Below are 13,482 nucleotides of genomic sequence, written 5' to 3' on the forward strand. Positions count from 1 at the left end.
TTTACGGGCAAGCACGACGGCGCCGCGCGCCATGCGGAGCACGCCTGCCCCCCGCGTGGGCTGGCCCTACCGTGCACGGAGATTGCCTGCCGCGCCCAACGCAGGCGCCGCCGTCGTGAGTCCAGACAGAGAAAAGCCCTGGCACGAACCGTGCCAGGGCCTTTCTCTCTCTGCTAAGCCGCGGTGCTGCGTGTAACCGCTATCCGGCGACCCGGAACGCCAGGGTCTCCGTGAACGTCCGGCCGTAGGCATCAGTGGCAGTGACCGTGGCCGTGTGCTCGCCTGCTGCCAGGTCCGCGGGCAGCTGCAGCCGCCACAGGTGCATCATGCGGTCGGCCAGGCTTCCGCCGTTGACCAACTGCTCCTGGACGGCCACCGGGTCAGAGTACTCAGCACCGGCCAACTGGCCTTCGCCCTGCATCTGTTGGGTACGTACCGCCTCAACCGTCTCGCCGCCGTCAAGCTGGACCTTCACTGCGGAGCCGGTGCTGCCCATCCAGAAGTTGGTGGTCAGCCATGTGGTGTTGGCCAGGTCCTCACGGGAAACCGTCATCGGATCAGCGAACGCGGGGGCGCTGCCCTTGTTGGCGAGGTTCCGGGCGTACCACTCGCGGTAGCGCGGGGTGTTCAGGCCCAGGGACATCTGCAGTGACTCGTCCTCGCCGCGGACGGAGAAGCGCACCTGGAACTCGGTGTTCTTGATGTCCAGGGTCAGCACTCCCGGCAGGCCGCCATCGCGCTGGTACGCGAGCGGGTAGCCTTCAGCGGTCTGGCGTCCGGAGTACCAGTCGCCGGAAATGGCGCCGGCGGTGATGTGGGTGAACGGCAGGGCGTCGATGCCGAACAGCTCGGACCAGCCCGCCAGGGAGTCGCCTTCGCGGAGGTTCTCGATGCTGTGGGTGTGCCCGCCGAGCGCCACCACCTCGCGGCCTTCGAGGATCTCGTAGACCTCCTTGACCTGCGCCACCTGGTGCTTGCTGCTGCCCTGGTCCGCGTAATCCAGCAGCGGAATGTGGGCGGCCAGGACAATCAGCTGGTTCTCCGGCACCTGGGCAATGTCGTTGCGCAGCCATTCAAGCTGCCGCTCATCCAGCGAACCGGTGTAGTCGCCCTTGGCGGCCGGCTGCTTGGTGGGGAATTCCACGGTGTTCAGCGCGACGACGTGGGCCTTGCCGGCGTCGTAGGAGTAGTACTCCGGGCCGAGCTTGGCCCTGAACGTATCGAACGTGTGCTCGCTGCTGGTGGCATCGAAGTCGAGGTCGTGGTTGCCGGGCAGGAAGCGTGCCGGGCCGTTCAGCATGCCCGCCAGCTCCCGGGTCTGCGGATACAGCGAGAGGTCATCGCCCACCACGTCACCGATGAACAGCGCGCCGCAGCCTGCGTAGTCCGTGCGAGCGGCGAGGTCGGTGAAGGCGCCGGTGCGGGCGTACTCCACCTCGTCCTGGTCGTAGGTCTGGACGTCGCCGCCGATGACGCAGTGCTGCTCCGGCGACTGGGTCAGGCCGCTCTTGGCCAGCGGGAAGTTCACTTGGTCAGGCAGCGGTCCGGTGGGCTCGAGGCCGCCGAACTTCAGCTCCGGGGAACCCGCGGGCAGGTGGTGGTAGAAGAACTGGGCCACGTTGTCCGCATCCACCGGAACCTGGTAGCCGCGCGGCTGGGTCACGGACACGGTCATGTTGTCGAACGCAGGCAGCTCATAGCGGCCCTGGCTGTCCGTCTTTGCCACGTCACGCCCGTTGGATACGGTCACCCCGGCGAGGCCCCGCTCGTTGCCGTCCTGCACCGAGTCCTGGTCCTCGTCCACGTAGGCGACGCCGTCGATCACCTGCTGGTTCTCGTCCGGTCCTTCGATCACGTTGACGCTGCCGCGGTATGCCGTGGCAGCCCAGTCGGCAGGCTCGACGGCAGGCTCGACGGCATTGCCGATGGACGGGTTGAGAAGGGAAGCCGCGGCAATGACTGCCAAGGTGGCGGCAGTCAGGGCCAAGGGCCGGGCGGGATGGAACTTGGACGGTCTGGCAATCAAGTACACGAAGATCCTCCGGGTTGAGTGAATGCTGCCGGCGGTTTCAGCCGGCAGGTCCACCCTCACAGCACCGGGTAAACGGTTACCCACTGGTAGGTCACAGGCAGGGGAAGGGCGCGTAACCACTCGGACCGGGACGATCACTGGAGGTCGCATTGGACTGGCCCTCCGGGCGCGGAACGGCACGGTGGATCCGGACGTTGATGTGGTATGAGACGGCGTGTTGTCATCCCGGTTGTGGCGCTCATGGCTGTCATCGCGGTTGCCGTGGGGCTATACCTGTTCCAGCCGTGGCGCATCTTCACCAGCTCAACTGTGATCGAGGATGTGCCGGCTGCTGCCCCTCCTGCATCCGAATCGGTTGGGCCCTCGGCAGCGCCCGCGCCCGCCGCGCCCGCCCCGGTTCCACGTGAACTGGCAACAGGCCGGCTCATCAGCCATGAACACGCCAGCTCGGGAACGGTGCGGATCCTCGAGCTTCCCGACGGGAGCCGGATCCTCCGCCTTGAGGGCCTCAATACCTCCGATGGCCCCGACCTCCGGGTGTGGCTCAGCGATGCCCCGGTGATCGAAGGGTTGGCGGGCTGGCATGTGTTCGATGACGGCGCCTACCTCGACCTGGGCGCGCTCAAAGCCAACAAGGGCGATCAGAACTATGACATCCCGGCAGCCACAGTGCTGGGAGACTACACCTCTGTCAGCATCTGGTGCGCCCGCTTCACAGTGTCCTTCGCCGCCGCCGAGCTGAAGACGTAAAACGGTCCCATGGAGCTGGCCTCCGCAATGGTGGCTGACATGGAGGACCGCCGTGGACACCTAAGCGGTTCTCAGGAACGTCACTGCCCAGGAACGTCACTGCCCTGCAGGACGCTAAGGTTGGCTTGGGCAGATGGACGGCTGCCATGGACTGGGCTGCACAGGGGGACTCAATGCGGAGCACAAACACAGCTCACGTGCGGTCCGCCACCGGCCTGATGGTGCTGGCCTTCGTCCTTGCAGTCTTTGCAGTTGGTTCGCTTTCGACTGACGCCGCGCTGGGCTGAGCCATGGCACTGGGGATGACGCGGGCCGGAACGGCACTGCGGTACGGCATGGTCTCGGCGCTCCTGCTCGGGATCCAGCTTTACAGCCTGTGGTTCCATTCAGCCGGGGTCTATCAGGGCAACGCCAACGTGTCCCTCAGCGATTTTCCCGAAGATGTGGACGTTTTCTTCGTCCTGACCTTCGTTCCCACCGTCGTTGGCCTCAAATACCTCGCGTACGACGCCGCAGTCAGGGCGTTCACCAAGGACTACAGAACCCCCGCACTCGTGGTGTGTTTCATCGCCGGATACGCGGCAGCGCTTGCCAGCGACGCGGCGTGCCTCTTTGCGGCATCACGGCCCAGCGCGGACTCCGGGTTGGCTGCCCTGGGCACCATCCTGCAAAGTCCGATACCCCTCCTGGCAGCCGGGGGCATCATCGCAGGGACGGTGCTCCTTAAGGACCGTCCCCCGCAGGCCGGGGCTACGCCTACCCCCGGCCAGTGACCGTGCGGACAATATCCTGGTCACCGCGCTGGTTCCTGTTCTGCTGCCTCGTGGCCCTCGTTGGCGCCACTCACGCGGCGACGCTCGCAACCATTCCCGCCACGGCCGCCACGGAAACCGTCGATCCGCAACACGCCTACGCCGCCGTGGACGCCTTCCTCCTCGACCAGCTCGAAACCCTCGGCATTCCCGGTGCCGCGATCGCCGTCGTGCGTGACGGCAGGCAGGTGCACTCCGCCGCCTTCGGCAAGGCGGACCCCGCCGGGCGGCCGATGACGCCGCAGACCCCGGTGCTGCTGGCCTCCACCAGCAAGTCGCTGACGGCCATCGCGGTGATGCAGCAGGTGGAGGCCGGGCGGCTGCGGCTGGATGAGCCGGTGCGGACCTACCTGCCCTGGTTCACGCTGGACGATCGCCGGTCCCCGGCCATCACGGTCCGGCACCTGCTCCACCAGACCAGCGGCATGTCCTCGAGGGACACGGCCTTCGAGGCCTCCCTCAGCCAGGACCCGAGCGCCCTCGAAACATCAGTCCGGGCAATGGCCGGCTCCCCGCTGGCCGGCGAACCGGGGCAGCGTTTCCACTACGCCAGCGCCAACTACAACGTCCTGGGCCTCTTAGTGCAGACCGTCGCCAACCAGCCCTTCGGGGAGTATGTGGAGCAGCACGTCTTCGCGCCGCTGGGAATGGTGCACAGCCATACGACGGCGGCCGCCGCCCGGGAGGACAGCGCGGCCGAGGGCCATGCGCGCTGGTTCAGCTCGTTCTGGGTCCGGACCGACGTTCCGGCGCCAGCCGCGGGGATGCCCTCCAGCACCCTGTATGCCTCGGCCGAGGACCTGGGCCGCGAGCTGGCCGCACTGCTCGACGGCGGCCGGAACAGGGAAGCGCGCATCCTGGAGCCAGGGAGCGTGGCGGCGATGTTCGAGCCCCGTACCACCGTGGACGGCGCGAAGGGCTACGGCATGGGCTGGTACACCCGGCCGCTCGTGGAATCCGTTGACCCCACTGCCCCGGCGCCGGCGGCCGGGGACGTGCCGCTGCTGCTGGAGCACCAGGGGGAATGGGGCAACAGCCACACCTATCTGGCCATGGTCCCTGACTCCCGCCTGGGCGTGGCCTTGGTCATCAACGGCAACGACACCGCAGCCCCGTCCCGGCTTAAGGCCATCGACACGAACATCCTAAGGATCCTCCACGGGCACTCCCCCGTCCCCGCCGTGGTTTTCGAGGACTGGCTACAGCAGTTCAGCTGGGCCGTCTCGCTGGGGCTGCTGCTGGCGGAGCTGCTGAGCCTGTGGCTGTCCCTCTCGGTGCTTTTACGACGGCGGTTCGCCCGCAGTGGGCGTTGGGCTCCCCTGGCGTGGGCCGCCGCCGCGCTGGCACTCGACGCCTTCGCCCTCTGGCTCTGCCTCGTCTACGCACCCGCCCGGTTCGACACCGACCTGCTGGTCATCGTCCGCCAGTTCCCGGACGTGGGCGTTTCGCTGGTGCCGGTGCTGGGGCTGGCCATCCTGTGGCCTGTCCCGCGGACAGTCTGGCTGCTCAGCAGGGTGCTGCACCGAGACCCGCGGCGTACCCTGAAGCCATGAAAGCCGGCGTCGGTTCCGTGCGCATCCTGGCGGGACGCGTGAAGGCGGTCTACGAAAACCTTCCGCTGCCGGCGCCCGTCGTGGCCGCGATGGCCCTCGATGCTGCGCTCGCCAGGCTCCGCCCACTGCCGCTCCCCGGCCCCCGTTCCGTCCACAGGATGGTGGGGGCGGGACTGGTGATCACTGGCGCCGGCCTGAATGCCTGGGCCCTGGCTGAACGCCGGCGGCGCTCTGCCGGCCCGTTCGAGCTGGAGCGGCCGGAGGACCTGGTGGTCACCGGCCCGTATGCCGTCACCCGCCACCCGATGTACGTGGGCTGGTGGATCATCCAGCTCGGCGCGGGAACCATGGCCGGGTCAGCCTGGGTCCTCGCGCTGCTGCCCGCGGAACTGCTGGGGAAGCACCGGTTTGTGCTGAGCGAAGAGGACACGCTCGCCGGGCTGTTTCCGGAGTCCTACCCGGACTACGCACAGCGGGTGCCCCGCTGCCTCGGCCTCCCCCGCCGGTAGGTTACGTCGCGCTGGTAGCCACGCGCGGCGCCATGGCTGAGCGAGTGGATGAAGGCGACGCGGGCGGTGACGGGCTAACGGCGCCCGGACTTAGCTGCTGCCGGCTGGCGTGGGGTGTGGGAACCGGTCCCGATAACACTTGAGGACGGCGGAAGATGTCTCCGGCCACAGGCGTGCGGCCCAGGGCCCAAAATCGACGGTGGACAGGGCTGCGCAGGCCAAGTCCGCTTCCCGGTCCACCCAGAGGAAACTTCCTGCCATGCCGAAATGCCCGAAAGTGACGGGGGAATTATGCGGACTCGTCCAATGGGGTTCCTTGGTGCCGCGCACCTCGGCGCCGAGGCCCCAGGAGTTGTCCCAATGGCGGCCGAATCCGGGCAGTATCCCGGCCAGCCCCTGAAACTCAACTGAGGACAGGGCGTCCACCACGGACTTGGTGAGGATGCGGGGCCGCAGGAGCTCCTGGGCAAGCCGGGCGATGTCACCGATGGGTGCCATGCCTCCTTTGGACGGCGGGCCGGCCAGCGATGTCCGGTCCATGCCGAGCGGCTTCAGGACCCGCTCGCTCAACTCACTTTCGAAGGGCCTGCCGGTCTGCGCGCTGAGATACTCTGCGGCCAGGTCGATGCCCCGGTTCGAGTAGATCCTCCTGGCTCCGGGCGTAGCCCGTACCTTTTCCTCCTCGAACCCAATGCCCGAGGCGTGGGCCAGCAGGTGGCGCAGGGTGGAATTCGGGGGGCCGGCCGGAGCGTCAAGCGAGGCGTCCCCCTGTTCTGTGGCGACGAGGAGGGTAAGGGCGGTGAGCAGTTTGGTCACCGAAGCGAGCCGATAAACGCGTCCTTCGTCATGGCAGCCCCGGACCCCTTCGGGCCCCACGACGGCGAGGGAGGGTGCGCCCGGCCAGTGTTTTAGCTGGACCAGCACGTCGGCGGCCAGGTCCGCAGGCTGGGTGGCGTGGTGGATCATGCTTCCTCTTTCGGTTCTGCAGGGCCCCGGCCGGGAAGCCGGAACAGGTCGGCGGCGAGGCGATGTGGTTTCAGCGGGCCAGGAGGGTTGCGGCTTCCTGGCGGGTGGTGCCGGAGTCCTGGATGCCGTCGGCGATGTGGGCGAGTTCGGCGGGGATGTCGCGGCCTTTCTTGCGCATTGCGGTGGCCCAGAGCCGGCCGGCGCGGTAGGAGGAGCGGACCAGCGGGCCGGACATGACGCCCAGGAACCCGATTTCGGTGGCCTCGTCCTGGAGGTCCACGAATTCCTGCGGCTTGACCCAGCGGTCCACCGGCAGGTGCCGCTCGGACGGGCGCAGGTACTGGGTGATGGTGATCAGGTCACAGCCTGCCCCGTGCAGGTCCTTGAGGGCTTCGGAGATCTCCTCGCGGGTTTCGCCCATGCCCAGGATCAGGTTGGACTTGGTCACCATGCCCAGGTTCCGGCCCTGCGTGATCACGTCCAGGGACCGCTCGTAGCGGAACGCGGGCCGGATCCGCTTGAAAATCCTCGGCACGGTCTCCACGTTGTGGGCGAACACCTCGGGGGCGGAGTCGCAGATCGCCTTGATGTGTTCGGGTTTGCCGGAGAAGTCCGGGATCAAAAGTTCGACGCCGGTGCCGGGGTTCAGTTCGTGGATCTTCCGGACCGTCTCGGCGTAGAGCCACACGCCCTCGTCCGCGAGGTCGTCGCGGGCCACCCCGGTGACGGTGGCGTACCGGAGCTGCATGGCCTGCACGGAGCGGGCCACCTTGGTGGGCTCGAACATGTCCACCGGGGACGGCTTGCCGGTATCGATCTGGCAGAAATCACACCGCCGGGTGCACTCGGACCCGCCGATCAGGAACGTGGCCTCCTTGTCCTCCCAACACTCAAAAATGTTGGGGCAGCCGGCCTCCTCACACACCGTGTGCAGGCCCTCTTTCTTCACCAGGTTCTTGAGCTGGACGAACTCCGGCCCCATCTGGACCTTCGCCTTGATCCACTCCGGCTTCCGCTCCACCGGGACAGCGGAGTTACGCTGCTCAACGCGCAAAAGCTTCCGGCCTTCAGGTGCCAATGTCATTGCAGCACCCCCGAGATTGCCGTGCCGGCCCGGTGGCGTTGGGCGAGGAGCGACAACGCTGCCTGCGCCTCCTGCTCGGTCCGGCGGCCGTCCCAGCCGAGGCAGGGCGCCAGGTGCGAACCTACCTCGTGGGCGAGTTCTGCGGTGACCAGGCCGCGGAAGGCCAGGCTGGTCCGGCGAATCAGGACATCGGCGACGTGCGCTACATGCTCGTGCTCGGCCATCCAGGCGAGCTCACGCACGCTCAGCTCGGCGGTGCTCCGCAGCGGGGCGTCCTGTCCTTGGGCAAGGAATGCCAGCACGTCGTCGGCGCGGGTGCCGTAGCGGGCCAGGAGCGTCCGGGCGCGGTCCGCGCTGATCCGAGGTCCGGTGCGGGCAGCGATCCAGGCCTCGATGCCGGCGTCGTCCTGGGGATAGGCCCGTCCTCCGCCGACGGGCAGGTTCCGTGTATCCACGGAGCGCACCCGCCCGAGCAGTCCCATGACCTCGTCGGCCACCTGCTCGGACAATGCCCGGAAGGTGGTCCATTTTCCCCCGACGATGCTCAGGACGGGCCGGTCGGTTCCGGGCAGGACAGAGCGCTCGATGCGGTAGTCCCGGGACACGAAGCCCGGGGCGGTGTCGTCATGCCGCGGCAGGGGCCGGACCCCGGAGAACGTATGGACGATGTCCTTCCGATCCACTGCCACGGTGGGGAACACGTGGCGGATGAGGTCGAAGAAATACTGGATTTCGGCGTCCGTGCAGACGGGCTCGAGGTCCTCCCCCGCGTCCACGTCTGTGGTGCCCACCAGCACGCGGCCGCCCATGGGGTAGATGAGGACTATCCGTCCGTCGCTGTGCTCGAAGAAGATCTCCCGTCCGCCGGTGGCGGCCAGCAGCCCGGGGTGGTCCAAGACGATGTGCGAGCCCTTGGTCCCGCCCATGAAGCGCGACGGCGATCCCAGGGCTCCATTGGTCGCGTCCACCCACGCGCCGGTCATGTTCACCACGACGTCCGCGGCGAAGGTGAATTCCGCACCGGTGAGCTCATCGCGGAGGCGGGCGCCGCCGTCGTGCGTTCCGACGAACGACACGTAGTTCGCGGCGCGTGCGTGGGGCCCGGCTTCAAGTCCGTCCCGGAGCGCGTCCAGGGTCAGCCGCTCGGGGTCATGGACCGAGGCGTCGAAATACGTGGCGGTGTATTTAACGTCCGGCCGCAGGGCGGGTAACTCCGCCAGGGAGCGTTTGCGGCCCACGAACCGGTGCCGCGGGACCGTCCCGCCGCGCCGGGAGAACGCGTCATAGAGGCTCAGGCCCACCTTCACCAGGAGCGCCCCGCGTTCCTGCGGTTTGCCTGAGCGGTGCGTGATGAAGCGAAGCGGGGCGTTCAGCAGCCCCGAGAACGTCGAGAACACCGGGATGGTGGTCTGCAGCGGCTTGACGTAGTGCGGTGCGATGCGCAGGAGCCGGTTCCGCTCGACCACTGATTCGTGCACCAGGCGGAACTCGCCGTTCTCGAGGTAACGGATTCCGCCGTGGATCATGTGGGACGAGGCCCCGGAGGCGCCCTGGCAGAAGTCGCCGCGCTCTACGAGGGCCACCTCGACGCCCTGCAGCGCAAGGTCACGGAAGGTGCCGACGCCGTTGATGCCGCCGCCGATGATGAGGACGCGGGCGCGCGGATGGTCTTTAAGGGCCCGGACAGTGGACCGGACGGAGTGGTCAGTGGACACGGATGGCTCCCGACAGGGTGTAAGGCGAATGGGGGTCGATGGCACGCTCGGCACGGAACTCCGTGGGCGTGAAGCCGGCACGCGCTGCCGGCTGAAGCTGGGGCATCAGCGTGCCGGCCAGGGCTTCGCGGACGTCGTCCACGGTGGCTCCCTGCACGGCATCGCCAACGCAGCCGACGGATTCGGGGCGGAAGTCGAGGCCCAGGAGTGCGTATGCCTCCTCAAGGGCCGCCCGGGCCGGGCCCGCATCCTCAACCATGACGACGGCGCTAAACAGATAGCCGTCCTTGGTCAGGCGCTGCCCGGTGCCGGCCAGTTTGGCGCGCCCGGCGTGGTTGACGCTGAATTCGCCGGTGCAGTATTCGCCCGGCACGGCACCTATGCGCGCATCGGCCCCGAGGTCCCGGAGGGCCGTGGCGGTGTGGTGGCCGAAGGATTCGAAGCGTTCCTTGATCGAGCGCCGCGGGTCCGGGTGCGGCGCCCAGAGGTGGACCACCAGGTCACCAAAACCGTACAGCGCCAGGTGTCCCCCCACTGGCCGGATGATCGGTTCGTAACCGTGCGCTGCCAGGAGGTCACGGGCTTTTGGGTACCCGGGGCGGAGCGAATCCCGGCGGCTGAAGGCCGCCGTCGGAAGCGGCAAGGAGAAGTTCAGCTCACCGGCTGAGGCGGAGGAGAGCGCACGGAGCCGCCCGGCGATGAACTCCATGTCCTCCGGGCCGGAGCGCGGTTTCGGATCGCGGACCAGCCGGATGAAGCCGGAACCGAACGGCGGATGCTCGCCGTTCACAGCGTTCCGGGACCCGGATTCCGCCCGGTCACGGTCCTCACGGCGTCACACCAGCCTGCATACAGCTCCTCGCGCCGGTCCGCGGACATCGCCGGTTCGAACACCCGGTCGAGATGCCAACCGGTCGCCAGGTCGTCGCGGCCCCAGAGCCCTGCGCCCATCCCGGCCAGGTGGGCTACCCCCAACGCCGTGCGCTCCAGCTCGGTGGGGCGAAGCACGGGAACGCCGAGGATGTCCGCCTGGAACTGGCAGAGCAGGTTGCTGCGCGCCGCGCCGCCGTCGACCTTAAGCTCGGGAACCGGGTTTCCCCCAGCCACGAGCACATCGATGTTGTCCCGCGTCTGGTAGGCCATCGCCTCGATGCCGGCCCGGACAATATGCTCGGCGCTGCTCTCCAGTGTCAGCCCGACGATGCTCGCCTTGCTGTCCCGGGACCAGTGCGGCGCACACAGGCCGGCGAATGCCGGGACTATGTAGACACCTCCGGTGTCCGGCACCCTCCGTCCCAGTTCCTCGAGGTCGGTATCGGCGGAAAGGATCCCCAGGCGCTCCCGCATCCACTGCAGCGTCTGGCCGCAGTGGAACACAACGCCTTCGATTTCATAGGCGGTTGTTCCGCCCGCCGTCCAGCCGACGCTGGCGGTGAGGCCGTCCAGGATCGCGGGGGCCTGGCCGCTGTTGGCTGTCAGGACGCCGGCGGTGCCGTAGGTGTTCTTTACCGACCCACCCTCAAAACATGCCTGGCCGAACATCCCCGCCTGTTGGTCACCCATGATCGCCATGACGGGCACGCTGGACGTCCCCGGAAGGCCGACGTCGGCCGGCCGCATGTCGCCGAAGTGCGAATCGGACGGCAGGGCGGGGGGCAGCAGGCGGGCAGGGATGCCGCAGGCCTCGAGAAGCTTCTCGTCCCAGTCGCGTGTTTCAAGGGAGAACAGCGCCGTCCGGGATGCCTCACTGTGGTCCGTGAAATGCGACCGGCCTCCGGTCAGCTGCCACAGCAGCCACGTATCCACTGTGCCGGCGGCAAGCTCCCCGCGCTGGGCGCGTTCCCTGGCTCCGGGCACATTCTCCAGCACCCAGGCGAGTTTGGCCGCGCTGAAGAAGGAATCGTTGAAGAGCCCGGTCCGCTGCCGGAACTCCGGGTCAAGGCCGTCCGTACTCCAGCGCTGGACGATTCCGTCCGTCTGCTTGGACATCCACATGATCGCGTTGTGGACGGGCTTCCCAGTCCGGCGGTCCCACAGGAGGCAGGACTCCCGGTGGGTAGTGATTCCGACGGCGGCCAGATCGTCCGTCGTGGCGCCCACCTTGGCCATGACAGCCTGCATGCTGTTCCGCTGGGCCTCCCACAGCGCGACGGGGTCGAGTTCAACCCACCGCGGCTTCGGGAAAAGGGGAGTCACCGGGTGGCGGGCCTCCGCCACGATCATTCCGTCAAGGGAGACCAGTACTGCACGTGCGCTCGTCGAGCCTTCGTCCAGTGCCAGGACGTACCGGGCGCTCACGGCGTGGAGCCCTCCACTGCGGGCCGGCCCTGCGCGGCGCGGGTGGGCACCGCAAGCCGTTCCAGCCATTCGCGGTAGCCGCGGACTTCGGCCGCCTGGCGCGCCTGGTCCCAGCCGCATTCGGCACCCATGACTGCAGCGGCCCGTCCGACCACGTCGAGGCCATGTCCCGGCTCGAAGGCCAGGAGCATCCGGCGTGCCAGGACATCGGTGAGCGTCTGGGCGAACTCACGCCGCACGGCGAGGAGGATCTCGGCCTCCAGCGCACCCGTTGCGGGATCGAGGACGGGGTGGCCCGCACCGGTGGCGTCCGCTTCGGCGATGACGTCCAGTGCCCGCGTCCCGTACAGGGCCAGCAGCCGTTCAATCGTCCGCCGGTCGAGGCCTTCCCAGCCCAGCGCGGCCCGCGCAGCACCGAAATCACCCGCTGCCCCGGGGAGCGGGAGGCTGGCCGTCACGCACTTCGGGCTCCTGCGTCCGAGGCGCTTGAAGACGTCGTCCACCGCGTCTTCGGCAAGCTGGCGATAGGTGGTCAGTTTCCCGCCCACCACGGTGATGAGCCCGGGCAGGTCCGGGGCGTGGTCGTGGAGAACATGGCTCCGGGGGATCTCCCACTCTTCCACATCAGGTGCGTAGGGCAGTGGGCGCACCCCGGAATAGGTGAAAAGGACGTCAGCGGGCGTGAGGTTTGCGCTTGGGATGAGTTCATTGACCTCGCCCAGCAGGTAGTCCATCTCGTCGGCGTCGCAACGGGCCTCGCCGGGATCGTCGTCGAACCGGAGGTCCGTTGTTCCGATGAGGTAGCGGCCCATCCACGGGATCACGAGGACAAGCCGGCCGTCAGTCTTGGACTCGTAGTAAACGACGTCGTCCGGGGCTCCCGGGAAGGGATCCACGATCAGGTGGCTGCCCTTGGTGCCGCCATTCAGGCGCGGCTGGTCCGGCGCGCCGCGGCGGAAGATCCGGTCAATCCACGGCCCGGCCACGTTGAGGACGATCGGTGCACGGACCTCATGCATTTCATCGGTCAGGGTGTTCCGGTAGCGCACGCCGACAACCCGTCCGCCTTCCAGGACAGGTTCCTCGACCCGCGCCTTGGTCCGGATCACGGCGCCGGCTCCGGCTGCCGCAAGGGCCACCTCGGTGCAGAGCCGCTCCGCATACTCAACCTGTCCGTCCGTGAAGACCACTGCCCCGCGGAGGCCGCCGGGTTCAATGCCCGGGAAACGGCGAAGGATCGCGTCCCGGTTCAGGACCTCGTGCCCCTGCGTCTTCTTGTCGAAGGACAAGGCGTCATACAGGAACATGCCGATCCGGATCAGCCAGGCGGGACGGCGGCTGTGCGAGCTCAGCGGCATGATGAGCCGGAGCGGTTTGACCAGGTGGGGCGCAAGCCGGAAGAGGAGCTCGCGCTCACGCAACGATTCGCGGACCAGCGCGAAGTCGCGGTGTTCGAGGTACCGCAGTCCTCCGTGGACAAGCCGTCCGGACCACGCGGAGACGCCGCTGCAGATGTCATCCTGCTCGAGCAAGACAACCCGCAGCCCCCTGAGCGCTGCATCCCGTGCGATTCCCAGGCCGTTAATCCCTGCCCCTACGACGACGACGTCGAACGGAGTGCTGAACTCCTCCATAGCGCTTCCCTTCCAGCCCCATAAGCAATAGAATAAATATTTGCAAGCTGCATTTCCATTTACAAGTGTCATGTGCCCCAAGTCACGTGTCAAGGGGGCCATAAGATGGGCGGAGCAAAAGAAGGAGTC

The 13,482-nt window shown here is 67.8% G+C and carries 11 protein-coding genes; 4 read left to right on the plus strand and 7 right to left on the minus strand.

Annotated features, from left to right (window positions below):
- Nucleotides 1-199: 199 nt before the first annotated feature.
- The gene (locus Q9R30_RS10310; protein ID WP_311217536.1) at nucleotides 200-2,032 is read right to left on the minus strand and encodes a calcineurin-like phosphoesterase family protein; all 1,833 of its coding nucleotides are present in this window, start codon (nucleotides 2,030-2,032) and stop codon (nucleotides 200-202) included.
- A 204-nt stretch (nucleotides 2,033-2,236) separates the two neighbouring features.
- On the opposite strand from Q9R30_RS10310, the gene Q9R30_RS10315 reads away from it, so the two are divergent.
- From Q9R30_RS10315 to Q9R30_RS10330, 4 genes are all read left to right on the plus strand, one after another.
- Nucleotides 2,237-2,782 (plus strand): DM13 domain-containing protein, encoded by a 546-nt coding sequence (locus Q9R30_RS10315; RefSeq protein WP_104997040.1) that lies wholly within the window; start codon nucleotides 2,237-2,239, stop codon nucleotides 2,780-2,782.
- A 290-nt stretch (nucleotides 2,783-3,072) separates the two neighbouring features.
- Nucleotides 3,073-3,555, plus strand: a complete 483-nt coding sequence (locus tag Q9R30_RS10320; RefSeq protein ID WP_311217537.1) for a hypothetical protein — start codon at nucleotides 3,073-3,075, stop codon at nucleotides 3,553-3,555.
- Nucleotides 3,556-3,557: 2 nt separating this feature from the next.
- Nucleotides 3,558-5,147, plus strand: coding sequence for a serine hydrolase domain-containing protein (locus tag Q9R30_RS10325; RefSeq protein WP_311217565.1), 1,590 nt, complete (start codon nucleotides 3,558-3,560; stop codon nucleotides 5,145-5,147).
- Nucleotides 5,144-5,656, plus strand: coding sequence for an isoprenylcysteine carboxylmethyltransferase family protein (locus Q9R30_RS10330; RefSeq protein WP_311217538.1), 513 nt, complete (start codon nucleotides 5,144-5,146; stop codon nucleotides 5,654-5,656). Before Q9R30_RS10325 ends, Q9R30_RS10330 begins: the two co-directional genes overlap by 4 nt.
- A 90-nt stretch (nucleotides 5,657-5,746) precedes the next feature.
- Here Q9R30_RS10330 and Q9R30_RS10335 read toward each other — a convergent pair whose 3' ends face one another.
- The 6 genes from Q9R30_RS10335 to glpD form a co-directional block, all read right to left on the minus strand.
- Complete coding sequence (locus Q9R30_RS10335) at nucleotides 5,747-6,622, minus strand: serine hydrolase domain-containing protein (RefSeq protein ID WP_311217539.1); 876 nt, start codon at nucleotides 6,620-6,622, stop codon at nucleotides 5,747-5,749.
- A gap of 70 nt (nucleotides 6,623-6,692) precedes the next feature.
- Complete coding sequence (lipA, locus tag Q9R30_RS10340; protein ID WP_311217540.1) at nucleotides 6,693-7,706, minus strand: lipoyl synthase; 1,014 nt, start codon at nucleotides 7,704-7,706, stop codon at nucleotides 6,693-6,695.
- Nucleotides 7,703-9,421: a glycerol-3-phosphate dehydrogenase/oxidase gene (locus Q9R30_RS10345; RefSeq protein ID WP_311217541.1), complete on the minus strand. Its 1,719-nt coding sequence runs from the start codon at nucleotides 9,419-9,421 to the stop codon at nucleotides 7,703-7,705. The genes lipA and Q9R30_RS10345 overlap by 4 nt, the downstream gene beginning before the upstream one ends.
- On the minus strand, nucleotides 9,411-10,211 hold the full coding sequence (locus tag Q9R30_RS10350; protein ID WP_311217542.1) for a lipoyl protein ligase domain-containing protein: 801 nt from the start codon (nucleotides 10,209-10,211) through the stop codon (nucleotides 9,411-9,413). Before Q9R30_RS10350 ends, Q9R30_RS10345 begins: the two co-directional genes overlap by 11 nt.
- On the minus strand, nucleotides 10,208-11,719 hold the full coding sequence (locus Q9R30_RS10355) for a glycerol kinase GlpK (protein WP_311217543.1): 1,512 nt from the start codon (nucleotides 11,717-11,719) through the stop codon (nucleotides 10,208-10,210). Before Q9R30_RS10355 ends, Q9R30_RS10350 begins: the two co-directional genes overlap by 4 nt.
- Entirely contained in the window at nucleotides 11,716-13,353 is a 1,638-nt protein-coding gene (gene glpD / locus Q9R30_RS10360; protein WP_311217544.1) for a glycerol-3-phosphate dehydrogenase, read from the minus strand. Before glpD ends, Q9R30_RS10355 begins: the two co-directional genes overlap by 4 nt.
- Between the last annotated feature and the right edge of the window lie 129 nt (nucleotides 13,354-13,482).

The organism is Arthrobacter sp. AB6, assembly GCF_031844545.1.
Lineage (GTDB): Bacteria > Actinomycetota > Actinomycetes > Actinomycetales > Micrococcaceae > Arthrobacter.

Excerpts from the sequence above, each read along its gene's own strand:
- lipA (WP_311217540.1), bottom strand. The coding sequence starts at position 7,706 with ATGACATTGGCACCTGAAGGCCGGAAGCTTTTGCGCGTTGAGCAGCGT.
- Q9R30_RS10330 (WP_311217538.1), top strand. The coding sequence starts at position 5,144 with ATGAAAGCCGGCGTCGGTTCCGTGCGCATCCTGGCGGGACGCGTGAAG.
- glpD (WP_311217544.1), bottom strand. The coding sequence starts at position 13,353 with ATGGAGGAGTTCAGCACTCCGTTCGACGTCGTCGTCGTAGGGGCAGGG.
- Q9R30_RS10315 (WP_104997040.1), top strand. The coding sequence starts at position 2,237 with ATGAGACGGCGTGTTGTCATCCCGGTTGTGGCGCTCATGGCTGTCATC.
- Q9R30_RS10320 (WP_311217537.1), top strand. The coding sequence starts at position 3,073 with ATGGCACTGGGGATGACGCGGGCCGGAACGGCACTGCGGTACGGCATG.
- Q9R30_RS10335 (WP_311217539.1), bottom strand. The coding sequence starts at position 6,622 with ATGATCCACCACGCCACCCAGCCTGCGGACCTGGCCGCCGACGTGCTG.